This window comes from Cupriavidus sp. GW822-FHT03E04, assembly GCF_058801495.1.
This window is the reverse complement of the sequence record NZ_JBXANI010000021.1, coordinates 1-25,442: the sequence shown is the minus strand read 5'-3', so window position 1 is coordinate 25,442 and position 25,442 is coordinate 1. Positions and strand designations below refer to the sequence as shown.

Here is a 25,442-nt window from a genome sequence, read left to right as displayed (position 1 = left end):
AGGGATTATAAGGTTTTATGGGGATTTCGCGCCTTCGTGCAGCGGTACTTGTCTTTTTCTGAATATTCCTCCTTGACAGTGAAACATTGCATTAGCTATGCTTTGGCAATGGCATGGCTAGGGATGAATCCCGTTGCTCATCCGGGCTCGGTACCGTTGCCGGCGTTTCGTCATATGAGAGGAGACACAACATGAATGTGCGGCACGACTTGTTCATCGATGGCCGGTGGCGCGCTGCGAATTCGCGTGAGCGCATCGTCGTCACGTCGCCGGCGACGGAAGTCGCCATTGGCCAGGTTCCAGATGCTGACGCCAGTGATATCGACACGGCAGTGGCGGCGGCCCGGCGTGCCTTCGATCAGGGTCCATGGCCCACTTTGCCAACGGCCGAGCGCGCCGCCTTCATCGAGCGTGCGCTCGCGCTGCTGGAGCCCAAGCTCGGCGAGATCGCCGAGTTGGTGACGGCGCAGATGGGGCTGCCCGCTTCGATCTCGTTGAAGAAGGCACCCGCCGGCCTGTGGGTGGGGCGGTACTTCCTGGCATTGGCGCGAGAGGACGCGCTCTGCGACATCCGCGAGACCCGTTGGGGTCCGGCTGCCGTACTGCGCGAGCCGGTTGGCGTGGTCGCCGCGATCACGCCTTGGAACAGCCCCTTCAATATGGCCATCGCCAAAATCGTGCCTGCGCTGGTGAGTGGCTGCACTGTGGTGTTCAAGCCGGCGCCGGAGACACCGCTGGACATCTACCTGGTCGCGGAAGCGTTCCGCGAGGCCGGCTTGCCGCCAGGGGTCTTCAACCTGGTGACGGGAGGCCGGGAGACCGGCCGAGCACTCGTGGCCCACCGCGGCATCGACAAAGTCAGCTTCACCGGGTCGACGGCCGCTGGCCGTGAGATCGCGCGTACGGCCGGCGCGAACTTCGCCCGACTGCAGCTCGAGCTTGGCGGAAAGTCCGCCGCGATCATCGCCGCGGATGCCGACCGCGACACGGTCTTGCGCGGCATTGTCGAGGGGACCTTCTCCAATACCGGCCAACTCTGTTCGGCATTCACACGCATCCTGGTGCCGGCCTCCCAGTATACCCAATGGTTGGACGTGGTCGTTGGCGCTGCCGAATCGTTCGTCGTCGGCGATCCCCACGAGTCGACCACGACCATGGGGCCGCTGGCTTCGAAGGCGCAGCGCGACCGAGTCTTAGGCTATATCGAGACCGGCCGGCAAGAGGGCGCGACCGTGGCGACCGGTGGTGGCGTGCCCGCCAACCTTGCCACCGGCTTCTACGTCCAGCCGACGGTGTTCTCCAATGCCAGCAATGCGATGCGCGTGAGCCGCGAGGAGATCTTCGGACCTGTGGCCGTAGTGCTGCCCTATGACACGCTCGACCAGGCGGTGACGATCGCCAACGACACCGAGTATGGCCTGCATGGCGGCGTCTTCACTGAGGACCCGCAGACCGCTGCGCGGGTGGCGCGGTCGGTGCGCGCAGGTACGTTCAGCATCAATGCGTTTGCCCACAACGTGCAGGTTCCCTTTGGCGGCGTCAAGGGATCGGGCGTGGGTCGTGAGCTAGGGCTGGAAGGGCTGCATGCCTTCCACGAGCTCAAGACGGTGAATCTCACCGCATCAACTGCAGCACTGTTCGCCGCCCAGGCGGCTGGTGCGCAGGTGCAGGCTCCAAGGGGCGACGCTTGAGCTGGCCCTTGACCCTGGTGGTCGTCGGCGGAATTCGCCGCGTACCGCCGTCGGCTACATGGCCCGGTCAGGCGCGAGCCGGCCTTCAGAGGGCAACGGCCTGCTGCCTGTCTTCGCTTTGTCATCTTCATTCTGGCATTTTCATTCCAGGGAGTGGTATCTGATGAGTGCAACCAAAAATTCCGGGCCGCTGAGCGGAATTCGCGTGCTCGACCTTTCGCATGTCTTGAACGGTCCTTTTGCGACGATGTTGCTGGCGCACATGGGCGCCGAAGTGATCAAGGTCGAGCAGCAGGAAGCTCCCGATCGCTTTCGTCACGCCTGGATGCCGGTCGACGCAGACCATGACGGATACGAGTTCCTCGCCGTCAATGCGAATAAGAAGACGATCACCCTGAACCTGAAGAGCGAGCGAGGTCGTGAGGTCTTTGCCGAACTGGTGAAGAAATCCGATGTCGTGGTGGAGAATTTCTCGACGGGCGTCATGGACCGGCTAGGCTTCGGCTATGAAGCGCTGAAGGAACTCAATCCTTCGATCATCTACGGCTCGTCCAAGGGGTACGGCGAGACCGGCCCGTACGCATCGTTCCGTTCGTACGCGACCGTTGCCATGGCCGTGTCGGGCTGGGCAGCCACCTCTTGGGGGCTTTCGGGTGCACACGGTACCCAGGTGCTCGGCATCGGCGATGAAGCGGCTGGCGTCTCGCTCGCTGTTGGCATTCTCGGCGCGCTCTATCATCGCTCGATGACGGGCGAGGGGCAGAAGGTCGAGGTCTCGATGCAGGAGGCGCTCATGGGTTTTATGGTGCAGGGCTTCCATGAGCATTTCGAGGGACAAGGGCCGGCAGGCGCGTACATGGAGGCGAAGAACGGCCACGTTGCTTTCCACGTGCCGGACATGACGCAAGAGCAGTTCACCGGCTTCGCGACGGCGCTCGGACACGCCGACGCGCTCGCGGACGAGCGGTTCGCAACGGTCGAGGCGCGCCGGACGAACCTCAAACTCGTTCAGCAGACTGCGGCCGGGTGGCTGAAGGAGTTCACGCCGAAGGAACTGTTCGATCTGCTAACCCCATTGAAGATCCCGGTTGGACCGGTCTACTCGATCGGCGAAGTCCTGGAGGACCGCCACATCAAGGCGCGCGAGGCGTTCGTGACGGTACCGCACGCCGAGGCCGGCGACGTCACCCTGCTGGCGCCCTGGATCCGTTTCAGCCGGACACCTTCGCAAATTCGCCATGCGGGATCGGCGGTCGGCGAGTTCAACGACGAGGTTTACCGGGAAGTACTTGGCTACGACGAGCAGACGCTCGACCAGCTGCGCAAAGCCGGAGCCATCTGAAGCGCGTTCCTGCCGGGATGCGCGCCTGACGTGTGGACTTGCGGGCAGTCGCCGAACGATGCCCCCGGTCTGCCACATCGCCGATACCTACGCCCTTGCTGCGTAAACATGAGGAATAGAACATGACAGATTCCACCACGCCCGATAGCACGAGGACTGCCGATTCGCCGGTGCATGTCTCGCGACTGGGGTATGTCTCTCTCGATACGCCGGATGTCGCCCGCCTCACCGAACACTACACCAAGGTGCTGGGGTTCGTCGCGCTCGACGAGTCGCAGCAGCAGGCGTTTCTCACTACCGGGGGCGACCACCACTGCATCGTTATCAACAAGGCTGAGGCGTCCCGAGGGCGCTCCATCGTTGGCTATGAGATCAACGAGGACCTGACGAGCGCGCAACGCCGCCTCGCGGCGGCTGGTCTCAAGGCCGAGCGTCGTTCTGACATCGGTCCAGGCACCCCCGATGTGCTGGTGCTGACCGAGCCAGGGACAGGGGCTGCACTGCACCTGTACCAGGAGCAGGAGCAAAGCGGCGTCGGTCTGAGCTTCGACCATCGACCAAGCAAGCTCGGACACGTCGGCGCCTACACGCCGTCGATTGCGGCAATGCGTTCTTTCTACGAGGGTGCGCTTGGCTTCCGCTGGTCTGACTCGATCAGCAACTTTTTCGTCTTCATGCGCTGCAACGCCGATCACCATGCGGGCGTCTTCATGCAGAGCGACACGATGTCCGGCATACACCATATGGCCTACGAGGCGAGAGATCTGACGCATCTGCAGGGGATGATCGACAACCTCGTCAAGCATGGGATTCGCTTGAACTGGGGACCTGGTCGCCACGCCGTGGGTCATAACATCTTCGCTTACCACGACGATCCCGACGGTAACCATATCGAATTGTTTACCCAGCTCGATGTCATGCTCGACGAGGACAAGGGCTACTACGAGCCGAGGCCCTGGCACGAGTATTTCCCGATGCGCCCGACCACGTGGGAGGCCAATCCGGTGTCCATGAACCTGTGGGGACCGATTCCTCCCGGCGGGCCCATTAAGCGATAAGGCGCGGAATCCGTGCAAACGGACGAGGCACCGGCCTGCAAACGACGCAGGCAGACCAACGACATGACATCGAGAAAGGGCAACAACATGAGTTCCTGGAGTCTTATCACCTATCGCCTGGAATCGGCTGGACGCGAGACCGAGGTAGCTGCGATCCGTCGTGCGGACGGCCGCGTCGTGGTCCCCGATGCGCTGCGGCCTTATCCAGGCCTTTTCCATGCGCTGAACGACTGGGATGCATTGGCGCCGATCCTGCGTGACATCGATCCGGATGCGCTGGAGCCTCTGGAGGGTAAGGAACTGCTATCCATCCGCCATCCGCGCAAGGTACTGTGCGTGGGCGCGAACTATCGCGACCATATTGCCGAGATGAGCGTCACCGAAATTCCCGAAGGATGGCAGCCATACTTCTTCCTGGTCCCACCGACCACGGCTCTGGTCGGCGACGGCGACACCGTGCCGATCCCCGCCGATCCCGCCTTCGCGGTCGACTGGGAGGCCGAATTGGCGGTGGTGATCGGGCGCGGTGGGCGCGATATCCGTCCCGAGGATGCCTTCGGCCATGTGGCCGGCTATGCCTGCTTCAACGACATCACCGCACGTGGGCTGCTGCGCCGCAAGGTCGCCATCGCGCCGCCGTTCCAGTTCGACTGGACGGCCTGCAAGGGCTTGGACGGATTTTCCCCGCTCGGTGCGGTCAAGCCCGCCTGGCAGGTCGGCGATCCGAACGATCTGCGTATCCGATGCCTCGTCAATGGCGTGGTCAAGCAGGATGGCAGCACGGCCAGTCTGATTACAGGTATTCCCGAGATCATTGCAGCCGCTAGCCGTTACTTCACCCTGGAACCCGGCGACGTGATCGCCACCGGCACGCCCGCAGGTGTTGGCCATACCCGTGGCGAGCGGCTTGTCGATGGCGACGAGGTTCGCGTCGAGATCACCGGTCTTGCGCCGTTGCGCAACATCATTCGGGAGCGTCAGGCGCAGACTGCGCGTTGATTCTCTGCCAGGTGTGCGCGCTTCGCACATGCCCAGGCGACCTGAAAAAACTATTAGAAAGGTGAGACGTCATGAATGGGAAAACTCCTTCCATCGCAGTTGTCGGTGGCGGCCTTGGCGGGCTGGCCACGGCCATCGCTTTGTCTCGCGTTGGCTTCGAGGTTGACGTCTTCGAGCGCGCCCCGCAACTGGGCGAGGTCGGGGCGGGCATCAACATCAGTCCACAGGCGGTTAAGGCTTTGTCGGCGATCGGTCTGGGCGAGTCACTGGCGTCAGTGGGCAATCCGGTGACAGGCTACATCCAGCGGTCGCTGTATTCCGGTGAGTCGCTGGCCGAGACGCGGTTCGCCGATCCTGGCACCACCGTCGGGCGTTATGGCGCACCGTACTACGCTTTCCACCGGGCCGATCTGATCGGCGTTCTGTCTGGCGCCATCGATGCCGGCCGGATCCACCTCGGGCACTCGCTCGTTGACCTTTCGGAAGGGCCGGGCGGAATCACGCTGGCGTTTGCCAATGGCCGTACGCACACGGCCGACCTGGTGATTGGTGCCGACGGCATCCGCTCGCAGGTGCGCGAGTATCTGTATGGCCAGGACGAGGCACAGTTCACGGGGCAGATGGTCTGGCGCGCGCTGATCGATGGCAGCCGATTGCCCGAGGGGTTCCTTGGCCCGCACGGCTTCTATGGCTGGATCGGCAAGGGCATGCACCTGATGACCTATTACCTGCGCGGCAGCAAGATCATCAATATCACCACGCAGGCCGACGCGGACGGGTGGGTGGCGGAGAGCTGGACCACGCCCGGCGATCCGGATGAGATGCGCAGCAGCTTCGCGTGCCCGACCGCCGATCTCAACCGCTTGCTGGGCGAAGTGACCGAGTGCTCGAAGTGGGGCTTGTTCGGGCGCCAGCCTTCGCAGAACTGGGGCCGCGGCAGGATCCAGTTGATCGGAGATGCCGCGCATCCGATGCTGCCAAATGCCGGGCAGGGCGCGGCGCAGGCATTCGAGGACGCCTATGTGCTGTCGCGCTGGCTCGATGCCGGGCGCGGCGATCCCGAAGCGGCCCTGGCCGGATTCCGCAACGTGCGTATTCCGCGTGCGCATGCCGTACAGCGGCAATCCCTCATCAACAGCCGGCTCGTGCACGCTGGCGACTGGGAAAAGCGGCAGGAACAGTTCCGGGCGCGTGAGCGTGCGGGGGATACCCCGCTTGGGCTGGGCTGGATCTATGGCTATGAGCCCGAGCAGGAATGGAACGTACGGCAGGAATACCCGCTGTCGTTCGGAGAGCCGATCGACGCCTGATGCTCATGGGAGCCTGGAGCTGCCGCTGGCTTGCTTCGGGTCTCTTGGTGACTGACGGGAAAATGGGCGCTCACACAAGGATTGCGGTCATTCAAAAACCGGGAGAAAGATGATGTTTCAGACGATGGAATTGGGTTCGGTTATTACCAACAGGAGTCATGCATGAACAGGCGGCGTATTCTGGTCCGGGGCGGACATGTGGTCACGGTCGACCCCAAGCTCGGCGTCATTCCAGATGGTGAGGTCTTGATCGAGGACGATGTGATCGTCGCCGTCGGGCGTGATCTGGGCGTGAGCGATGCAGAAGTCATCCACGCCGAAGGCGGGATCATCGCGCCGGGTACCGTCGACACCCATCGCCATACCTGGCAGACTCAGCTTCGTGGCTGCTGCGGCTCTATTTCGCTGCAGGAGTACATCAGCGGCTTCTGGGCCGATTCCACCCCTTCCTACACGGCAGAGGATGCGCGGCTTGGAACCCTGGTAGGTGCGCTCGAAGCGCTCGACTCGGGCGTGACCACCCTGCTGGACTACGCCCACATCACCAACACGCCCGAGCATGCCGATGCTGGCGTGGACGCGCTGGTGGAGTCTGGCATCCGTGGCGTCTATGCCTACGGCCTCGGCCAGTCCAACATCTTCGCGCCGCCCGACTACGATCGCATGGCCGATTTTGCACGGATTGCCAAGGAGCGGTTCTCCTCGTCCGGACGGGTGACCTTGGCGGCCGCCCTGTCTGAGATCGGGCTATCCCCGATTTCGGTGAATCTTGCCCAGAAGCGCCTTGCCGATGAATTTGGCGCTGTGTCGACCGTGCACATCGCCACCAGCAAGGCCTTGCCATCGGGCGTGCCACAGCTCGCCGCGGCCGGCGTGCTGGATTCGCGCGTGATCCTGGTGCACGCGACCGCGCTTCAGCCGTCCGACTGGAAGCTCGTTGCGGAATCCGGAGCCTGGCTCTCGACTACGCCGGAGAGCGAGATCAACATGGGCATGGGCCGGTTAGCCATCAACGAGGCGATCCGATACGGCCTCAAGCCGACCATCGGGGCCGATATTGTTTCGCTCAACGGTGGCGACATCCTGACCCCGACACGTCAGGCGCTGGGGTTCGTGCGATGGGCGGACGCGGAGCCGCTGCTCGCCCAGGGCCGTGACGTCTACGGCATGACCATCAATCCTGCGGATGCGCTGAAGTGGGCCACGATCAACGGCGCCGAGGCAGTCGGTCTCGGCGACCGTACTGGCAGTCTGACCCCGGGCAAGCAGGCCGATCTGATCGTGGTGGGTGGCCATCACATCGGTGTGCGACCGGTGAACGATCCGGTGGCGCAGCTCGTCCTGCAGACCCATGCCGGACTCATCGACACGGTGATTGTTGGCGGCCGCATCGTCAAGCGCGATGGTCATCTCGTCGGTGTCCAGCTCGCATCGCTGCTGGCTCGGCTCGACGAATCCGCGCAGAGGGTCAAGGCTCGCATGGCTGAGCGCGCTGCAGCCAGGGTGCCGATTCCCGCCGACGTCATCGCCGGGTTCCCGCACTGGGTGCAAAAGAACCTTGCCAGCTGATTTGCCCACGGAGTGCGCTCATGGCGGATAACGCGATGATGGATCGTACGGCGATCTCGGGCGTCGGATGGACCGCGATTTCCAAGAAGAGTGGCCGCAGTGTGCTCTCGCTGGCCACCGAGGCTGCGCTACACGCGATCGCGGATGCCGGGCTCGAGCCGGACGACATCGATGGCTTGGTGACCTACTACTGGGGCATGCGTGATACGCCGGCGCCTGCCGAGCTGGCCAACAGCCTGGGGCTTGGCGCGTGCCGCATGTCATTCTGTGACAGCAGCGGCGGAGCCTGGGCGGCGTCGGCCATCGCGGCGGCTGCAATGGCCGTGTATTCCGGCATGTGCCGGCATGTGCTGGTTTACCGGGCCGCGAATTCCCGCTCCGAGCCCGGCTTTCTGCCGGGTCTGGACACGTGGCATTCGGGGCAGCGGCAGTGGAACGAGCCTTTCGGAGCGCAGCATCCTGCGACCCTTTATGGTCCCCACGTCAGCGCTTACATGCATGCCTACGACTTGCAAAACCGTGATTTCGCCGAGTTGGCCGTGCAGCAGCGGGCGAACGCCAGGCTCAACCGCAAGGCGCTGATGACAGACGCGATCACGGTTGAGGACCACCAGAAGTCGCCGTGGGTCATTGAGCCGTTTCGCCTGCTCGACTGCAGCATATGGAACGACGGCGCGATGGCCGTGGTCGTCTCGTTGACCGAGGACGCGCGGCGGCTGCCGTCGTCGCTGGTCACGATCCGAGCAATAGAGGGGGGTACCCTTGGTGCTCCGGTGCGTTCGCGGACCGGCCCCAACCACTGGGACCTGCATGCTGGAATGCTGGCGCAATCGCTTTACCGAAAGGCTGGCATTCGGGCGCAGGACATCGACGTTGCCGAGATCTACGATCCCTTCACGGGCATGGCCCTGCTGCACATCGAGCAGTTCGGCCTCGTGCCGCCGGGTCAGGCTGCGGCGCGAGTCCGCAGCGGTGAGCTGGCTCTTGACGGGGTGATCCCGACCAATACGCACGGTGGCCACTTGTCCGAGGGCAACATCGCGGGTCTGGGCCACGTTGTCGAGGCCGTGCAACAGCTGCGCGAGGGCGGCGTGCGCGACGACCTGTGCACCGCCGGCCACGACTACGACCGCTGCCGTTGTCGCCAGGTGCGCAATGCCGAGTTCGCGCTAGTCGGCAGCGAATCCGGCGACAGCGCGCTGATCCTGAGGAGGGGGGCATGACGTCTCCATTGCCACCGGGCGTTCGCCCGGACCCCGACAGCGCGGCCTTCTGGGCGGGCTGCCAGCGGCGCGAACTGCTGGGCCAGAAATGCGGCCAGTGCGCGACCTGGCGCTGGCCGCCTCGCGAGTATTGTCCTCGTTGCCACGCCGCCGATCCGGTATGGGAGCGTCTTGTCGGCACAGGCGTGATCGTTGGCCACGTGGTCAACCACCGCGTGATGGACCCGGCCTTCGCCTTGCGCACGCCACTGCCTATCGTGCATGTGCGGCTGGATGGAACCGACGGCGAGATGGTGCTGACATCGAATCTGTTACCCGGGCAATGGCCACAGGCGGAGGTCGGTAAAGCCGTGATGGTGCGATTCGTGCGTGTGCGCAGCGACCTCATCCTGCCGCACTTCACCATCGATTACCTGAAGCAGGCGCGGCCAGGGTAGGCGGCAGGCTCGGCTTGGCCGTGGATAAGAGACCGCGAGAGGCGGTGCGCGGATGTACGAGCGCCTTGCGCGGGCGATTTTCTGATCATTGGGAGTGTGTGTGGGAACACAGGCAGATTCAGACAGCATTCTGGTAGACGACCTGGTCGATGCCAATCACATTTTGTATAGCGAGGGCGTGCTTGACGGATTCGGCCATGTCAGCGTGCGGTCAGACAGTGATCCCGGGAGCTTCTTCATTGCACGCAGCATGGCGCCGGCGCTCGTGGGAGCGGAGGATATCCTGAGGGTCGATCTGGATGGTCAGGTGGTCGGGCAAAGCGGCATGCAGACCTACGTGGAGCGGTTCATTCATACCGAGATCTATCGGTCACGGCCAGACGTCAAAGCTATCGTCCACAGCCATTCCCCTACGCTGATTCCATTCGGGGTGACGGGCACGCGCTTGCGACCGGTATGCCACACCTGCGGCTTTCTCGGCGGTGAGGGCTGTCCCGTCTTCGAGATTCAAGACGTGGCAGGGGATGGCTCCGATCTCCTCGTCAGAAATCCCGTCCTGGGGCAGGGACTGGCCGCGTCGCTGGGGAGATCTACGATCGTGCTGATGCGTGGACACGGCAGTACCGTGGTGGGCGAGTCGCTGCGCCAGGCGGTGCATCGGGCCGTCTACGCGGAGCTCAATGCCCGCCTGCAATTGCAGGGGATGGCGCTGGGCGAGGTGCGCTATCTCACCGACGAAGAAGCGAGAGCCACCGATGCAAGCACGAATGCCCATCTGGACCGGGCCTGGGTGCTCTGGCGGAACAAGGCGCGCCGGCTCGTGAAGGAACTCGCGCCGCAGGATGGCCGGTAGATTTACTCGTTGGCCTTGTGCTTTGCATCGTGGAGGCGAGCGCTGAGCCACTTTCAATGATTCAAGGTAGATACAAAGGAGTCAGGTAATGGGTAACGGGACAGACAAAGAGAACATCGATCGGATTTTCCTCGAGGCGCGCAGCTTTAATGCATGGACCGATGCACCTGTCGAGAGGGAAAAGCTGGTCGAACTCTATGAGCTGATGAAGTTCTGTCCGACCAGTTCCAACACAAATCCGCTGCGTATTGTGTTCGTGAGCGGACAGGAAGGCCGCGAACGCCTAGCAAAGGCCATGCTGGGCAGGAACGCTGACAAGGTTCTCGCTGCGCCGGTGACGGCGATACTCGGCTATGACACTCGCTTCTTCGAGCGGCTGGATGTCTTGTTTCCCCATGATCCGACGCGGGCGAAAATGTTCACGGACAGTCCTGCTCTGTCCGAAGAGACGGCGTTTCGGAATTCTTCAATGCAGGCAGGGTATTTCATCGTTGCTGCTCGCGCGGTTGGACTCGATTGCGGACCGATGTCGGGGTTCAGGCATGACAGCGTCGACCGAGATTTCTTCCCCGACGGACGTGTGAAGACTAACCTCGTTTGCGCGCTGGGCCGCGGCGACCCACATCGAGAAATGTGGGATCGGCTCCCTCGGCCGTCTTTCGACGAGGTGTGCTCGTTCGCATGAGATTTCACGCCGGACCGGGCATACGCACCGCCAGCGCCGGGCGGATACCATTGCGGCAAGCAGCTTCATTTCCATATCGGACACACTAAAGGAGTCTCTCTATGCCAGCACCGTCCCGCCAACCGGAATACGGAGTCAGCCCCATCTTCATCGACCGTTGGTCGCCCCGTGCATTCACGGGCGAGAGCATCAGCGAGGAGGAACTGCTGACCATCATCGAGGCAGGCCGCTGGGCGCCTTCGGCCTTCAACCTGCAGCCCTGGCGTTTCATCTACGCCCGTGCGGGCACGCCGGCCTGGCAGCCGCTGTTTGCCACGCTCAACACCTTTAACCAGAGTTGGGCAGAGCGCGCGTCGGCCTTGCTGATCATCGCGTCGGCCAACAGCGCTCAAATGCCGGGCGCAGCGGCGCCCGTGTACAACGCAAGTCACGAGTTCGACACGGGATCTGCTTGGGGTTACGTCGCCTTGCAAGCCACTTTGCTGGGCTGGCATGCCCATGGCATCGCCGGCTTCGACAAGGATTTGGCACGCAGCAGCCTTGGCATTCCGGCCGATTACACAGTGCAGGCCGCAGTTGCCATTGGCCGCCGCAGCGAAGACAAGAGCTTCCTGTCCGCGTCCCTACAGTCGCGCGAAGCACCCAGCGCGCGGCTTGCCATGAAGGCCATCGCCGTAGAAGGGAAATTCGGTTTCGAAAACTGACCTGCTAGTGAGTTGGGTGGGGATTCGTGCATTGACTCCAGCGTCATGTCTGGGCTGATATTGTTTCCTATGACGTCAAGCCGATGAAAGCCGATCTCATTTTTGATGCGGTCATTGTGACGCGGCTATTAAATGCGCTCTCTTCGATCGAGTTGGCGGTCGGATGGAGCGCCGCTATCGCGGCGGCACGTCAACGTGACAAAGCTGTGCTCAGCATCTACGCCGCCTGCATCGTGCGTACGCGCTGCCGCTACGTCTTGAACCGAGAATCGGCTTGCGCGGAGAGCAACCGCACATTGGTCTGCTCCCCCAACCGCGGGCTAGATTCCCAGGTTTCGCACCCCTTCCTGTCGAACGATGCGAGTCCGGTGACGCGACGCGCATGGCGTCGATTGGCGTTGGGATGCGACCCGGTGCACAGTGAGTTGCTCGCGCAGCATGCCCTGCTTGAAATCAACTTGCGCCGGTCCGTTGGGTTCGGGCCAGTTTTTTTCCCGCCAGCATGGCGCGAACCGAGGAGCTGTCGACAATGGCGCGCGCCATGTCGAGTTGGCCGCGACGGCGCAATTCGGACAGTGGTGTCTCGTGGATGCGTTGCCAGACGCCAGCCTCCTGCCATGCGAGCAGCCACCGCCAGCATGCGGTGCCCGAGCTACAGCCCAACTCTTTCGGCAGTAGATTCCAGGCGATGCCAGAGCGCAGAACGAACACGATGCCAGTTAGCACCGCTCGGTCTGGCGTCGGCTTGCGCCCTGCATATCGGCGGTTGCGCGGCGCTCGCGCCGGCAGCAACGGTTCGATGAGTGACCACAGTTCGTCGTCTATCAGCTCTCCGGGCATCGCTTCCTGTCAGGCAAAACAAGACAGGAAGTTAACACCGGCTCGAAAAACCTAACAGACCCTATGGGTAATTTCGCAACAGCTTCTAAGGGAGAAACTTAAGCGGAGTACCCGTGAGAGTAAGCGTGCCGATGCGAGGCATAGGGGCGGAGTCATGCGTAGTAGGCCCGCATGGAGTCCCCCTTTTTCGCATCATCAAACGCCAGTTTGCCCACATGAAGGGCGCTACCGTGGCTTGACTGAGCAATCTGTGGATGGAGCGCCGTCGACTGCAGCCGAGCACCAAGGGATGAGTGCGCCGGTATTTGGGCCGGCGACGCGAAACGTGGGTGATAGCGCCGGTGCCAATCCTGAACCTGGTGTCGAAATCTGACCGAAGATCTCATCAATTTCATCCGACCACGCTCGCACGGTCAGCACGACTCTCATGACGTCGTTTTGAACACCATCCCAAGGTTAGTAGACGCGGATGCCCGCTTGCCCAACAATCTCGGCTGCTTGGTCAGCAGAGATGATGGCGCCCTTGAATGAAGCTACGGCAGTGGTCAGGTTTAACCCGCCGATGTCGGCCAGGCGAAGGTCGGCGCCATCAAAGCGCGCTTGCTTCAGATTGGCGCCACGCAGACGGCCTCCGTCGAACACGGCATCCCGGAAATCGCAGCCCGCGAGGTCGGCGTCGGACAAGTCAATTTGCTCAAGGCGTTGTTTACGAAACGATAAGCCGCGAAGGTCGCAGCCGACGAGAAGGCTGCTATGGAAGACTAAGCCAAGGGTAGTGGCTTCGCGAAACCGAGCGCCTGTTAGCTTTGTTTCCGTGAAGATTGTGCTAGCTAGCCGTGCGCGTTCCCACTGCGTGTTGTTAAGGTCGCAGCTGCAAAACCTCGCTTCTGTGGCGTCCGCCATAGTAAAGTCAGCGCCCGCGGCCTTGTTGCGCATCCACTTTGATTCGACAAGATTAGTTTTCCTTAACAACACGCCCACGAATGTGCACATCAGAAACTCGACGGACGAGAGGTCTAGTCCACTGAAATCTTGATCATCGAAGTCGCATCGCTCGAAACGGAGCTGGGACGGACGCTCCGAAAGAATCTCGAGGAGGCCGTCGCGGGAGAACCTCGTGTTTGACAGGGTGCGGGGAGATGGTGCGAGCATGCAGTTTGCCGAATGAGCGTCAAGAAACGTTAAGACGCGTTGGGGAGGGGCGCGGTAATGTACCGGCGGTATCTCACGGTATGTGCCAGGCGGTTAAAGCGCTAACGCATGGCTCTGTCGCACATTTCCAGAAGCAATGCGAGTAGACGCGCTTTCCGGGGGCCATCGAAATCATAGACCTCGAACATTTCCGCAAACCACATTCCATCTCCTGTGAGTCGGCATATTAGGAGTTGATCTTCATTCGCCGCGCCCGCGTCGTCATGCTTAAGGGCCTTAGTCATTCTGTGGCTCCATTTCTCACGACAAGAGGGGAGCGTCAACGCCAGCATTGCTATGGCACGCTGTGTTCCGATGGCATTGTCGTAAGTTGTGCTGTGGAAACATGTATTAATGTAGGCTCGAGCGTATTTGCCAGGATCGTCTGCCTCAGCAGCCAGCGCGCGTTGATAGTTTCTGTCGAATTCCTCGAAAAGTTGCTCGCTCAGTGCCTCGAGCAGGGCATTCTTGCTGCGGTAGTGATACTGCAGCCCTCCCTTGGTCACTCCGGCGCCCTGTGCGACCAAGTCGAGGGTAACGGAATCGGGCCCGTGCGAGAGCAGCAACTCTCGCACTACCGATAGGCATTGGTTACGAATAAGTTCAGGGTTCTTGAGGCGCCTGTTTGCTTCGGACATAGAATAATAAATCCATCCGGAAGGATTTATTATTCTATCATCGCTTTAGTCTTCTTCGGAAATTTGCTCGGGTGAGCGATGAGCGGGTCCCGATACCGAGCGGCTGCGATCCGAGTACACCGAGCGATCCCACCTCTCGCTCGCTCTAGCTATGCTAGGCGCCGGCGAGCCCGTCGTGACAGGGCTATGCGGCGAGGGCGAAAAAGCCAAGATCCTGCGACTTCAGTGGGCGCAGCACGGCGGCGTGGCCGACGCAAACCACCCGGCTTATCGCGAGCACTTCCTCCCTCACTGCGGGATGGGAGAAGTTACGGAAGAAAGTGCCGATATCCGCGTCGAGCGGCGCGATGTACGGGAAATGGCGCCGATTTTGCGTACTCTGCGATCAAGAACTTCGCCCGCTTTGCCGAGCCATGCCAGCGCGCGGCCTTGGAGCGCCGCCAGCACACCCTGACTGCGGCACATATTTGGGTTGGTCGATGCCTACGGCGTGCTGGCGCTGGCGGAGCAGCGCACCCAAAACCCCAAGGGGAGCATAGGGGCATTACATCATCGTCTTCTATCGGTTATAATGCGAATACGTCTTATTAGCATTTGAACTGGCCGCCTGTCGGCAACCAAGGGAAGTCATGTCGGTCGCCGAGCCTGCCTTGCAGCACGAATTACATGCCCTATACAGCCATCACCACAGTTGGCTGCTTACCTGGTTACGCAAGAAGCTGAGTTGCTCACACCTGGCGGCAGATCTGGCGCACGATACCTTCGTGCGCGTGCTCAGCAAGCGGGAGGCGGTCGCCATGGCCGAGCCACGGGCTTACCTGGCCACCATTGCGCGCGGGCTCGTGGTGGATTTCTACCGGCGCCGCGCGCTCGAACGCGCTTACCTGGATGTCCTCGCCACCTTGCCGGAACCGCAACTCCCCTCGCTGGAAGAGCGCGCCATTGTGCTCGAGGCACTGATGGCCATCGACGGCATGCTCGATGCGATGAAACCGCCGGTGCGCCAGGCTTTCGTGTTGTCCCAGTGCGAAGGCCTGACATATGCTGAAATCGCGCTGAGGCTTGGCGTGAGCCTGCGCACCGTCAACAACTACATGATCAAGGCGCTCGAACAGTGCTTCCTGCTGGCGCCGTGAGCGGGCCGCACGCGGCCGAGCCCAATGCCGACACGGTGCGGCGCGAAGCCATCGCGTGGTATGTCCGCCTGTGCTCCGGCGCGGTCGGCGCGGCGGAGTACCAGGCCTGGCAGCAATGGCACGCCAGGCATGCCGCCCACCAGCGCGCGTGGCAGCGCTTGGAGGCCATTCGCGATGTCATGCGCCAAGTGCCCGCCGGCATCGCGGTGCCGGCGCTGACGGCGGCGGGCCGGCGCCGGCGGCGCGGGCTCAAGAACGTGGCTGTGCTCGTGTGCATGGGCTCACTGGCGGCGGCATCATATCGCTGGTTGCGCGATGGCGAGTTGGCGCCGGCGCTGCTGGCGGACTACAGCACCGGCGTGGGCGAGCGCCGTAGCGTGGCGTTGGCCGACGGCTCGCACTTGATCCTGAACACCCGCAGTGCGGTCGATGTGACGTTCGGCGCTACACGGCGGCTGCTGCGGTTACGTGCCGGCGAAATCCTGGTCGAAACGGCCCGCGCCGGCATACGCAGGCCGCGCGATGCGCGCCCCTTGCTCGTCGGCACGGCACACGGAAGCGTGCGGGCCCTGGGCACGCGCTTTACTGTGCGCGTGGAAGATGACCGCACCAGCGTGATGGTGTTGGAGAGTGCCGTGGAGATCCGCGCCGGCGCTGGCGGGTCGCTGCTGCTGCGCGCGGGCGAGCAGGCCAGCTTCACGCGCGAGCGCGTTGGGCCGATCCATACTGCCGATCCTGCCGCCGCGTCCTGGGAAGACGGCAGCCTGGTCGTCAACGACTGGCGCCTCGAAGATATCCTGGCCGAACTGCGCCGCTATCGCAGCGGCCGGTTGGCCTGCGATCCGGCGGTGGCTGCGCTGCGGGTTTCCGGCGCGTTCCCACTCGACAACACCGACAAGGCGCTGGCCGTCCTCGCCAGGACACTTCCCATCCGGATTGCGTCGCTGACGCGGTACTGGGTCACTGTCTTGCCGTTGTAGCTCGGGTGGCATCGATGCGCGCGGCGATCTTGTTTTCCGCCTGGATCCGGCTTGCCGCGCAAGGCGTGGCTGCCTGCGCGGTGCTAGCGCCGCAACTGGGATTCAGCAGTACAGAGCCGGCTGTGCCCAGTAGCCAATCAGGCCGGTCGTACCACGTCGAGCCCGGTCCGCTGGCGACGGCGCTGGGCCGCTTTGCCGCTGAGGCAGGTGTGGCGCTATCGTTCGATCCCGCTAACGCGTACGGGCTGCGCGCTGCGGGGCTGGCCGGCAGCTACACGGTGACGGCGGGCTTTGCCGCCTTGCTGGCGGGCTCCGGCCTGGAAGCGGTGGCGCTGGGCGACGGCGCATACACCTTGCGCCAGCTGGCGGCGCCAGCGCCGGCGCAGACCGATCCACTCCTGCCCGCCGTGACCGTCAGCGCGGGCGCCATCCAGGGCTACCACGCCAGCGCCAGCGTCACCGCCGGCATGATGACGATACTGGCGTTGGAAGACGCGCAGGTAGTCAACGTGATCACGCCGGCGATGATTGACGATTTCCGCGCGCGCTCGCTGGACGATATCGCCCGCTTTGCCAGCGGCGTGGTCCAGAGCAATACCTACGGCAACACCGAGGACGGCCTGATCAAGCGCGGCTTCGGCACCAATACCGATGGCTCGGTTCTGCGCGACGGCGCGCGCAGCGCCAGCCAACACAAGTTCAGCGCCACCACGGAGCGGGTCGAGATCCTCAAAGGCCCGGCATCTCTGCTTTACGGCGTGATGGAGCCGGGTGGCGTGATCAACGTTATCTCCAGGCAGCCACTCTCTGCTTTTCACGCAGAGGCGCGTGCGGAAACCAGCAGCTATGGCGGCGGCACCGTCATGGCGGATGTGACCGGGCCGGTGGCGAACAGCGGGCTGGACTACCGGATGATCGCGGAGCGCGGGCATGAGGACTACTGGCGCAACTTCGGTGCCAACGTGCACACGCTGCTGGCGCCGTCTCTGCGCTGGACCGGCGGCAATACGCGGATCCTGCTGGCCTACGAGCGCAACGACTACACGCAGCCCTTCGACCGGGGCACGGTATTTGTCGACGGTAAGCCCGTCGGCACCGGCTACCGCCAGCGCTTTGACGAACACTGGGCCGTGGCCGATGGCCACAATGAAAACCTCAGCCTGCAAGTTGAGCGGCGCCTGGCCGGCGACTGGAAAACCCGGCTGCACTACAATTGGAGCAAGAGCCTCTACGATGACAGCATGGCCAGGCCGGTGGCGCTGTCCGGCGCGGGCATGCTCACGCGCCGCAGCGACGGCAACCGGGACGTGCACGAGACCATCCACTACCTCGACTGGAGCGTGCAGGGCCATCCCGTGGTGGCTGGCGTGCGCCACGACCTGGTGGTGGGCGCCAATTTGGAGCGCAACGGCGAAACCCGGGGTGACTCGCTGCGCGGCGCTGTCAACGGCGCATTCGATGTGTTCGACCCGGCGTACGGCAACCTGGCGGCGCCGGCGGTGGTGGACGAAGCAAGCAGCGGCTATGTGTCGCGCATCGCGGCATCCGCGCTGTATCTCAAGGACAACTGGCACCTGGGCGAGCAGTGGATGCTTGCGTTGGGGGCCCGCTACCAGCGCCTGCACCAATACCAGGGTATCGGCCGGCCGTTCGTGCCGAGGACCGACGACAGCCTGCAGGCCTGGCTGCCTTTCGCTGGCCTGGTGTACAGGCTCACCCCACAGGTCTCGCTGTATGGTAACTACAGCCGCTCGTTCGTGCCGAACCGTGCCGCTACGCAGACCGGGCAGGGATTCGAGCCCGAGCAAGGGCGCAGCTTCGAGGCCGGGGCGAAGCTCGAACTGTCCACGGGACTGGCGGGCAGCCTGGCTGTGTATGACATCCGCAAGCGCAATATCGTAGTGGCCGAAGCCGATCCCCAAACCGGGCTGAGTGTCAGCCGCGCGCTGGGCAAGGCCGGCTCGCGCGGTGTGGAGCTGGATGTCAGGGCACGGCTGGGCCCGCGCTGGGAACTGGTCGGAGCCTATGCCTATACCGATGCCCGGGTGCTGGAAGATCCCGTCACGGCGGGCAACCGCCTAGTCAATGTGCCGCGCCACGCGTTCAGCCTGTACGCCAGCCACCGGCTGGACCTGCCCGCGTTCGCCGGCCAGTGGCGCATCGGCGGCGGCGCGCGCTATGTCGGCAGGCGCGCTGGCGATGAGGCCAACGCATTCTGGCTACCCGGCTACGCCATCGTCGACCTGTTCCTGCGCTGGGAGAGCCGGCTGGGCGGCTACAGGACGCGGCTGCAAGTCAACGTCAACAATCTGCTCGACCAGGCTTACTATCCGTCGAGCGCCGGCGCGCTGCGGGTCAATGTGGGCGCGCGGCGCGAGGCGCGGCTGCTGGCAAGCGTCGCCTTCTGAGCTCGCGCTCCGCGCCGCGCGAATTTCTCGCGCGCATTTGCACGTTTTCTGTTCTCGTCCGGCTTACCAGGTAGGAGCTCGGCGGAGCAGGGCGTGGTGCATAGGAGCCACGCCGCTCGCCGCGCCCTCGGGGCGCGCGCTCGCATGGCCGCTCCCGTTCGCCGGCCGAAAGACAACCTAGGAAATCATGATGTTTGCCGTAGCGCTTCGTCGCGCGCTGATCACGCTTGCCCTGATCGAATCGACTGCCCCCGCGCTTGCGCAAACCGCCGCGCCGGAGGCGGCGGCTGCCCCGAACGACCTGCCCGCCGTCAACGTGGTCGGCAACATCGCCAACGGATTCGCGCCGGTCCATGCGGAATTGGGCATGTACCGCGGGCTGGACATGCTCGATATCCCTGCTACGGTCAACGTGGTGCCGCGCGAGGTGCTGGACGAGCAGGGCGCCACCGGCCTGCACGACGCGCTGCGCAACGTGGCCGGCGTAGTGCGCCAGCAGCAAAGCGGCATTGCCTACGACCAGCTCTCGGTACGTGGCATCAGCCTCGACAACCGGTCGAGCTATATGTTCAACAGTGTCCTGCCGTTCGACAATAATCTCCCGATCCCGATGGAGGACAAGGAGCGCATGGAGGTACTCAAGGGCGCCGCGGCGCTTTATTACGGCTTTGTCGATCCGGGCGGCGTGGTCAATATGGTGACCAAGCGCGCCGGCGCCAACCCGGTCACGGCGCTGGCGTTTTCCACCGACAACAACGGTTCGTCGTTGGCCCACATCGATCTGGGCCGGCGCTTTGGCGAGCGCCAGCAGTTCGGCGTGCGTGTCAACGCACTCACCAACAACGTCCATACGCCGATTGACGGCGACAATGGCTACCGCCGTATGTTCAGCGCCGCGCTGGACTGGCGCGTGACCGACAGCCTGACCCTCAAGTACGATATGGAGCGCATCCGCGCCCGCATCACGGAGCAGGCGGGTATCGTGCCGCAGAACGCGGTCAACGGCGTCATCACGCTGCCCTCAATCCCGGACCCTGGGAGGCTGCTGTCCATGAAGGGCAAGGACACACAGTCCGAGGCCACCACGCATTTGCTGCGAGCCGACTACGCCTTCAATGAAGGCTGGACCGCCAGCCTGAGCCTGGGCCAATCCCGCACGCGGCGGGACCGCTGGCTGTGGATCTTCGACAACTACAATGTCAAGACCGGCGCCGGCACCTTGTACGGTGCGGACCAGCCGGGGCAGGATTACCTCAACCAGAACGTGCGGGCCGAAGTCAACGGCGTGTTCAAGACCGGCCCGATCGGGCATGACGTGCTGATCGGGGCGAGCCAGAACCGGCTATATCAGCCGAGCTTCGAAACGTCGATGTACCGAGCCTCCCAGAACCTGTACGACCCGGTCGAGATCACCTCGCTGCAGCGCGCGCCCAACGGCAGCAAGAACACGCAGCGGGACCGTTCCTTCTATGAGCAGACCGTGCGCAACGGCGGCGTATTTGCCCTGGACCGCATCACTCTGAACGAGCAGTGGCAGGTGGTGGGCGCGTTGCGCTACAGTAAGTACACCATCGACCAGCGCAATAGCGCGTCCTACGAGGCTTCGGCCACATCGCCGGCGGTCAGCGTCATCTACAAGGCCACGCCGCGTATCAGCCTGTACGGCAGCTATATCGAGGGGCTGGAGTCTGCCGGCACGGCGCCCGTCACTGCCGGCAACGCGGGGCAGTCGCTGCCCGCCGCCGTCAGCCGGCAAAAGGAGATCGGCATCCGCTCGCGTGTCTTTGGCGACCTGCTGGCATCGGCCGCCTACTTCGAACTAGGGCGGCCGTCGGCTAGCACGGGCAGCGACGACATCTATTCGCTCAACGGCAAGGAGCGCTATCGCGGGCTGGAGTTCTCGCTGCAAGGCAAGCTGACGCGCGATCTCTCCGTGCTGGCCTCGCTGATGCTGCTCGATGCCAAGGTCATTTCGTCGACCAGCGCCAACCTGGTCGGCAAGACGCCGGAGAATACGCCGCAGCGCACCGCCAGCGTGTTTCTCAGCTATCGCGTGCCGCTGTTGGCGGGTCTGAGCGTCAATGCGGGTGCCTATGCGGTTGGCTCGCGGCCGGTCAATAACCTGAACCAGGCCTATATCGGTGGCTACACTACCTTTACCGCCGGCGTCAGCTATACCACCAGGGTTTACGGTACGCGGGCAACGGTACGGGCGAATATCGACAACCTCAGCGACAAGCGCTACTGGAGTGCGGCGGGCAGCGGCCAGATGGCTGTAGGCATGCCGCGCACCGTGACCCTCGCCTCGGTCTTCGAGTTCTGAGTTTCCCGAACGTCTCCATCTGATTCTTTACAAGGATTTCCCATGCAATTTGCCCCCTATGCCAAGTCCTTGCTGACGCGATTCACTGCCTCCGCCGCACTCGGCATGCTGATGCTGATCGCGGGCGTTGCACCAGCGCAGGCGCAAGACAACGGCAAATCGGTGCTGTATGTCACCCGCCTCAAGCAGGATCCCAATGCCTCGGAGCGACACCGTGAACTTCAGCAAAAAGGGCTGGAGAGCGACTCCAGGGTCCGCGCGCATCTCGAATCCCGTGGTTTCCGAGTCACCATGGCGGACCAGGCTGCGGCACCTGATGCCGCACGCAACTACGACCTGGTAATTTTGTCGTCGGTGGTGCAGTCTCGCGAGATGGCGGACACCGCCTACCGCAATCTACCGGTTCCGCTGGTGACCTGGGAGAACGACCTGCTCGACTCGCTGCGCCTGACAGGGCGCAGGAAGGGCGTGGACTACGGCGAGGTCGAGAAAGAGCACTACATCCGCGTCGTCAATGCGCCGCATCCACTGGCAGCGGGGCTGCCGGCCGGCAAGACCTACGTCTATCCGCGTGACGTGGCGATGGGCTGGGGCACCCCTGCGCGCAGCGCCATCGTGATCGCCACGTTGCCGGGCGATCCCGACAAGGCGGTGGTGTTTGGCTATGAGCAGGGCGCAACCATGGACTATGACTTCATCGCGCCGGCGCGCCGTGCGGCGCTATTCCTGGACAACCTGACCTTCGGACAACTCAGCACGCAGGGTGTGCGGTTATTCGATGGAGCGGTGGACTGGGCGGTCGGCTTGCAGAAGGAGAAGGTCGCCAGGTAGCGCGTGCCGTCCCGGGGGGGCGCCCGTTTCAGTCGGGCGACTCCATGGTCGATTGCTGGTCATTCTGTCTTGGCCGGCGGAAGTACGAAACTGCTCGCACTGGACACGAGGTGAGTTGAATGGTTGATGCGGTCTGCCATTGTGAGGGGGCTACGCTCGCGGAGGGGTTGTGTTTACAATTCACCGTAGACCGGGCAGTCATGACCGGTTGCTGGCTCATAGCACCGCGTCTGTTTTGCTGACGAGGCTGTAGCCGCTTAGCCCAGCCTTGCGACGTAGCGGCGCCAGCGATTGGGGCGACCCATACCAACAGGCGCTTGGCCCCGTCGCCGCGTGAATCTCAGATCAAGGATGGAGCTACCGCGAGTTTGTCAATACCCACATCTGAGGCGACGCTTGTCCAACTCGCCGCCAAGTGGAGAATACTGTACCGGCTGCTTCGAAAGCAGGGACGCCGTCGTCGGCTCCGTCGTTCGCAGCTTTGGTGTGAAATGACTCGCCTCGCTCTGATGGGATGTCATCACCGATTGCGGGACCCTTCACAACCGTGGTGTACTTTATGCGAAACTTCAGAATCGTGTTGCTCGTTTTCATGTCTTGGCGGTATGCCGATTGACTTGGGAGCAGAAGACCGCTGGGACGGGTACTTCAAGTATTTACTCTCTTCACCGCTGTCACTAGAGAACCAAACATGCGCATTCCGCCGGTGAAGTCGATCGTCGCGTTTGAGAGTGTCGCCAGAACGAAGAGCGTAGGCCGGGCGTCCGAGGAGTTAGGTCTGACCGCGTCGGCAGTGAGCCATCAGATTGCCAATCTCGAGTCCATCGTTGGCCAGCCGCTGTTCTTTCGACAAGGACGGGGGCTGGCCCTCACTCCTATTGGTGAGCAATACCTGCGCGACGTCACGGGGGCGCTTGCAGAACTGAACCGCGCCACGGAGCGCGCATCCAGCCAGGCCGAAGTCGACATACTCAGGGTGCACTCGAGTCCGAGTTTCGGCCTGATGTGGCTGCTGCCGCGGCTTGAGTCGTTTCAAGCCGACAATGGCGACATCCAGTTGAATTTATCCTGCTCCTATGAGGACATCTCGTTCACTAGCGGCTACTACGACATCGATATCCGATACGGCTATGCGCATTGGCGTGATTTGCAGGTCAAGACACTCCGCGACGAGTTCATCGCCCCTCTGGCGTCCCCAGAGTATCTTGCCGAGCACCCCGTTCGTAGTCCGGCTGATCTGCTTGAGCAACGCCTGATCTTCTCAGAGACGCCTCTTGTCCAGTGGCAGCAATGGTTCGCCAGGTTCGGCGTCTCAAGTCAGCCCCAAGCGTTTGATTTTTCCTTTGACCGCTCGTACATGTCACTGGAGACGGCGGCCCTTGGCATCGGCGTGGCATTGGAAAGCATGTTGCTGGCGTCAGTGCACCTCCGGAAGGGAACGCTGGTACCGGTCTTTGACCATACGCATGCCGTGGAAGTGGGAGCGCACCATATCGTCTGCCCATCACAGAATGCGGACTTGCCTCGGGTTCAACGATTTCTGGACTGGATCGAGCGCGAACGGAAGTCAACTGCCGGAAAAATGGCGGGAGCTTAGCCCACGCTTTGCTTGGCCTATTTCTCGCTCAAAGCCGGAAATTGTGCGGCGCACCATTCCCGTTTTTGCTGAACCGCGTTTCTCATCTGAAAATTTCTCAGCAATAGCTGAGATGGACTGCATTGATCAGCGCTGCCCGAGGCACCACACTCGAATCATCATTTCAATAATCAGGAGACAGACATGATGCTCGAGAACAAGGTTGTGATCGTAACCGGCGCCGCCTCCCCCCGCGGCATCGGCAGGGCAACGGCAAGCGCCCTTGCCGCGCAGGGCGCCAAGGTGGTGGTCCTGGACCTGCTGCAGGCTGACGCTGAGCGCGCAGCGCTGGAACTGGGCGCAGGCCATCTCGGCCTCGCATGCGATGTGACCGACCGCGAGGCCTGCCAACTGGCAGCACGCGCCACCCTGGAAAAATACGGCCGGATCGATGGCCTGGTCAATAACGCGGGGATTACGCAGCCGGTACGGACACTGGACATCCAGCCCGCCAATTTCGACGCCGTGGTCGATGTGAACCTGCGCGGCACGCTCTACATGTCGCAGGCCGTCCTCCCGCAAATGAAGGAGCAAAGGCGCGGCAGCATCGTTTGCATGTCGTCTGTCTCCGCGCAACGCGGCGGCGGCATCTTCGGGGGGCCGCACTACAGCGCGGCCAAAGCGGGCGTACTTGGCCTTGCACGTGCCATGGCCCGCGAATTCGGTGGCGACAACATCCGCATCAACTCCATCACGCCCGGCCTGATCCAGACGGACATCACCGGCGACAAGCTCACCGCGGAAATGCGGGCCGACATCATCAAGGGGATTCCGCTGGGCCGCCTGGGTGACGCCGCCGACGTGGCCAACGCTTGCCTCTTCCTGATCAGCGACCTGTCCGCTTACCTGACGGGCATCACGCTCGACGTCAATGGCGGGATGCTGATTCACTGATCATCGCCGACTACCGCCTTCCCTTCAACTGGCGGAACAATCCGCGCACCCGGGCGAACCCGGGGCGCATGGCAGGAGACAACATGAAAACCAAATACGCTTCGCCCGTTGCGGGCGATGTGATGGCGCACGCGGATGCCGCCACCTTTGAATCCAGAACCTACGCAAAAGTGGTACGGCGCCTGATACCGTTCCTGATGCTTTGCTACCTTGGCGCCTACCTGGACCGGGTCAACGTGGGATTCGCCAAGCTGCAGATGCTCAATGACCTGCGCTTTAGCGAAACGATCTATGGCCTCGGCGCCGGCATCTTCTTTCTTGGCTATTTCCTCTTCGAAGTCCCGAGCAACATGATCCTGCACAAGGTGGGTGCGCGCAACTGGCTCGCACGCATCATGCTGACATGGGCCGTCATCTCGGCGAGCTTTGCTTTTGTCAGCAGCCCCACTTCCTTCTACGTGTTGCGTTTCCTGCTCGGCGTGGCGGAGGCCGGATTCGCGCCGGGTGTCATCCTTTACATGACCTACTGGTTCCCATCGGAACGACGGGCCAAGGCGCTATCGATGTTCTTCATGGCGATTCCGTTGGCGGGCATCGTTGGCGGGCCGCTTTCCGGCTACATCATGCACGCGTTCCACGGCGCGCTGGACCTGGCCGGGTGGAAGTGGCTGTTCATGCTGGAGGCGCTGCCATC

21 protein-coding genes and 1 pseudogene are annotated in these 25,442 nt (G+C 62.9%); 19 read left to right on the top strand and 3 right to left on the bottom strand.

The window, feature by feature from the left end; genetic code table 11:
- The first annotated feature begins 191 nt into the window (after window positions 1–191).
- The 11 genes from AC1RQC_RS27740 (at window position 192) to AC1RQC_RS27690 (ending at window position 11,871) form a co-directional block, all read left to right on the top strand.
- Entirely contained in the window at window positions 192–1,691 is a 1,500-nt protein-coding gene (locus tag AC1RQC_RS27740; protein WP_492812064.1) for an aldehyde dehydrogenase, read from the top strand.
- 163 nt (window positions 1,692–1,854) lie between these two features.
- Window positions 1,855–3,033 (top strand): CaiB/BaiF CoA transferase family protein, encoded by a 1,179-nt coding sequence (locus AC1RQC_RS27735; RefSeq protein ID WP_492812062.1) that lies wholly within the window; start codon window positions 1,855–1,857, stop codon window positions 3,031–3,033.
- A gap of 122 nt (window positions 3,034–3,155) precedes the next feature.
- Window positions 3,156–4,091, top strand: coding sequence for a VOC family protein (locus AC1RQC_RS27730; RefSeq protein WP_492885188.1), 936 nt, complete (start codon window positions 3,156–3,158; stop codon window positions 4,089–4,091).
- Between the two features lie 12 nt (window positions 4,092–4,103).
- Window positions 4,104–5,090 carry a fumarylacetoacetate hydrolase family protein gene (locus AC1RQC_RS27725; RefSeq protein ID WP_492812058.1) on the top strand — a complete coding sequence of 329 codons (987 nt, stop codon included), beginning with the start codon at window positions 4,104–4,106 and terminating at the stop codon, window positions 5,088–5,090.
- 71 nt (window positions 5,091–5,161) lie between these two features.
- The gene (locus AC1RQC_RS27720; protein WP_492812056.1) at window positions 5,162–6,400 is read left to right on the top strand and encodes an FAD-dependent monooxygenase; all 1,239 of its coding nucleotides are present in this window, start codon (window positions 5,162–5,164) and stop codon (window positions 6,398–6,400) included.
- Window positions 6,401–6,562: 162 nt separating this feature from the next.
- Window positions 6,563–7,969, top strand: a complete 1,407-nt coding sequence (locus AC1RQC_RS27715; protein ID WP_492812054.1) for an amidohydrolase family protein — start codon at window positions 6,563–6,565, stop codon at window positions 7,967–7,969.
- A 20-nt stretch (window positions 7,970–7,989) separates the two neighbouring features.
- A complete protein-coding gene (locus AC1RQC_RS27710; RefSeq protein WP_492812052.1) occupies window positions 7,990–9,192 on the top strand; it encodes a thiolase C-terminal domain-containing protein in 1,203 nt (400 codons plus the stop codon).
- Window positions 9,189–9,629: a Zn-ribbon domain-containing OB-fold protein gene (locus tag AC1RQC_RS27705; protein ID WP_492812050.1), complete on the top strand. Its 441-nt coding sequence runs from the start codon at window positions 9,189–9,191 to the stop codon at window positions 9,627–9,629. Before AC1RQC_RS27710 ends, AC1RQC_RS27705 begins: the two co-directional genes overlap by 4 nt.
- Before the next feature lie 100 nt (window positions 9,630–9,729).
- Window positions 9,730–10,482, top strand: a complete 753-nt coding sequence (locus AC1RQC_RS27700; protein ID WP_492812048.1) for a class II aldolase/adducin family protein — start codon at window positions 9,730–9,732, stop codon at window positions 10,480–10,482.
- An 88-nt stretch (window positions 10,483–10,570) separates the two neighbouring features.
- Window positions 10,571–11,167, top strand: coding sequence for a malonic semialdehyde reductase (locus tag AC1RQC_RS27695; protein WP_492812046.1), 597 nt, complete (start codon window positions 10,571–10,573; stop codon window positions 11,165–11,167).
- Window positions 11,168–11,268: 101 nt separating this feature from the next.
- Window positions 11,269–11,871, top strand: coding sequence for a nitroreductase family protein (locus AC1RQC_RS27690; protein ID WP_492812044.1), 603 nt, complete (start codon window positions 11,269–11,271; stop codon window positions 11,869–11,871).
- Window positions 11,872–12,325: 454 nt separating this feature from the next.
- Here the strand turns inward: AC1RQC_RS27690 and AC1RQC_RS27685 are convergent.
- From AC1RQC_RS27685 to AC1RQC_RS27675, 3 genes and pseudogenes are all read right to left on the bottom strand, one after another.
- Window positions 12,326–12,711, bottom strand: a pseudogene (locus AC1RQC_RS27685) (transposase); the annotation flags it as partial.
- Between the two features lie 456 nt (window positions 12,712–13,167).
- Window positions 13,168–13,863, bottom strand: a complete 696-nt coding sequence (locus AC1RQC_RS27680) for a pentapeptide repeat-containing protein (RefSeq protein ID WP_492812042.1) — start codon at window positions 13,861–13,863, stop codon at window positions 13,168–13,170.
- Between the two features lie 101 nt (window positions 13,864–13,964).
- Window positions 13,965–14,540 carry a TetR/AcrR family transcriptional regulator gene (locus AC1RQC_RS27675; protein ID WP_492812040.1) on the bottom strand — a complete coding sequence of 192 codons (576 nt, stop codon included), beginning with the start codon at window positions 14,538–14,540 and terminating at the stop codon, window positions 13,965–13,967.
- Between the two features lie 629 nt (window positions 14,541–15,169).
- Here AC1RQC_RS27675 and AC1RQC_RS27670 point away from each other — a divergent pair.
- From AC1RQC_RS27670 to AC1RQC_RS27635, 8 genes are all read left to right on the top strand, one after another.
- A complete protein-coding gene (locus tag AC1RQC_RS27670; protein WP_492812038.1) occupies window positions 15,170–15,676 on the top strand; it encodes a sigma-70 family RNA polymerase sigma factor in 507 nt (168 codons plus the stop codon).
- Complete coding sequence (locus AC1RQC_RS27665; protein WP_492812036.1) at window positions 15,655–16,656, top strand: FecR domain-containing protein; 1,002 nt, start codon at window positions 15,655–15,657, stop codon at window positions 16,654–16,656. Before AC1RQC_RS27670 ends, AC1RQC_RS27665 begins: the two co-directional genes overlap by 22 nt.
- Before the next feature lie 122 nt (window positions 16,657–16,778).
- Window positions 16,779–19,064: a TonB-dependent siderophore receptor gene (locus AC1RQC_RS27660; protein ID WP_492812034.1), complete on the top strand. Its 2,286-nt coding sequence runs from the start codon at window positions 16,779–16,781 to the stop codon at window positions 19,062–19,064.
- A gap of 187 nt (window positions 19,065–19,251) precedes the next feature.
- On the top strand, window positions 19,252–21,387 hold the full coding sequence (locus AC1RQC_RS27655) for a TonB-dependent siderophore receptor (RefSeq protein ID WP_492812032.1): 2,136 nt from the start codon (window positions 19,252–19,254) through the stop codon (window positions 21,385–21,387).
- A 105-nt stretch (window positions 21,388–21,492) separates the two neighbouring features.
- Complete coding sequence (locus AC1RQC_RS27650) at window positions 21,493–22,218, top strand: hypothetical protein (RefSeq protein ID WP_492812260.1); 726 nt, start codon at window positions 21,493–21,495, stop codon at window positions 22,216–22,218.
- A 691-nt stretch (window positions 22,219–22,909) separates the two neighbouring features.
- Window positions 22,910–23,815: a LysR substrate-binding domain-containing protein gene (locus AC1RQC_RS27645; protein ID WP_492812030.1), complete on the top strand. Its 906-nt coding sequence runs from the start codon at window positions 22,910–22,912 to the stop codon at window positions 23,813–23,815.
- Between the two features lie 183 nt (window positions 23,816–23,998).
- Window positions 23,999–24,748 carry an SDR family NAD(P)-dependent oxidoreductase gene (locus AC1RQC_RS27640; RefSeq protein WP_492885186.1) on the top strand — a complete coding sequence of 250 codons (750 nt, stop codon included), beginning with the start codon at window positions 23,999–24,001 and terminating at the stop codon, window positions 24,746–24,748.
- Between the two features lie 83 nt (window positions 24,749–24,831).
- The coding region (locus tag AC1RQC_RS27635; RefSeq protein WP_492885184.1) for an MFS transporter at window positions 24,832–25,442 on the top strand (611 nt) is incomplete at its 3' end.

Excerpts from the sequence above, each read along its gene's own strand:
- AC1RQC_RS27740 (WP_492812064.1), top strand. The coding sequence starts at position 192 with ATGAATGTGCGGCACGACTTGTTCATCGATGGCCGGTGGCGCGCTGCG.
- AC1RQC_RS27735 (WP_492812062.1), top strand. The coding sequence starts at position 1,855 with ATGAGTGCAACCAAAAATTCCGGGCCGCTGAGCGGAATTCGCGTGCTC.
- AC1RQC_RS27730 (WP_492885188.1), top strand. The coding sequence starts at position 3,156 with ATGACAGATTCCACCACGCCCGATAGCACGAGGACTGCCGATTCGCCG.
- AC1RQC_RS27720 (WP_492812056.1), top strand. The coding sequence starts at position 5,162 with ATGAATGGGAAAACTCCTTCCATCGCAGTTGTCGGTGGCGGCCTTGGC.
- AC1RQC_RS27715 (WP_492812054.1), top strand. The coding sequence starts at position 6,563 with ATGAACAGGCGGCGTATTCTGGTCCGGGGCGGACATGTGGTCACGGTC.
- AC1RQC_RS27710 (WP_492812052.1), top strand. The coding sequence starts at position 7,990 with ATGGCGGATAACGCGATGATGGATCGTACGGCGATCTCGGGCGTCGGA.
- AC1RQC_RS27705 (WP_492812050.1), top strand. The coding sequence starts at position 9,189 with ATGACGTCTCCATTGCCACCGGGCGTTCGCCCGGACCCCGACAGCGCG.
- AC1RQC_RS27695 (WP_492812046.1), top strand. The coding sequence starts at position 10,571 with ATGGGTAACGGGACAGACAAAGAGAACATCGATCGGATTTTCCTCGAG.
- AC1RQC_RS27690 (WP_492812044.1), top strand. The coding sequence starts at position 11,269 with ATGCCAGCACCGTCCCGCCAACCGGAATACGGAGTCAGCCCCATCTTC.
- AC1RQC_RS27680 (WP_492812042.1), bottom strand. The coding sequence starts at position 13,863 with ATGCTCGCACCATCTCCCCGCACCCTGTCAAACACGAGGTTCTCCCGC.
- AC1RQC_RS27675 (WP_492812040.1), bottom strand. The coding sequence starts at position 14,540 with ATGTCCGAAGCAAACAGGCGCCTCAAGAACCCTGAACTTATTCGTAAC.
- AC1RQC_RS27670 (WP_492812038.1), top strand. The coding sequence starts at position 15,170 with ATGTCGGTCGCCGAGCCTGCCTTGCAGCACGAATTACATGCCCTATAC.
- AC1RQC_RS27655 (WP_492812032.1), top strand. The coding sequence starts at position 19,252 with ATGATGTTTGCCGTAGCGCTTCGTCGCGCGCTGATCACGCTTGCCCTG.
- AC1RQC_RS27650 (WP_492812260.1), top strand. The coding sequence starts at position 21,493 with ATGCTGATGCTGATCGCGGGCGTTGCACCAGCGCAGGCGCAAGACAAC.
- AC1RQC_RS27645 (WP_492812030.1), top strand. The coding sequence starts at position 22,910 with ATGCGCATTCCGCCGGTGAAGTCGATCGTCGCGTTTGAGAGTGTCGCC.
- AC1RQC_RS27640 (WP_492885186.1), top strand. The coding sequence starts at position 23,999 with ATGATGCTCGAGAACAAGGTTGTGATCGTAACCGGCGCCGCCTCCCCC.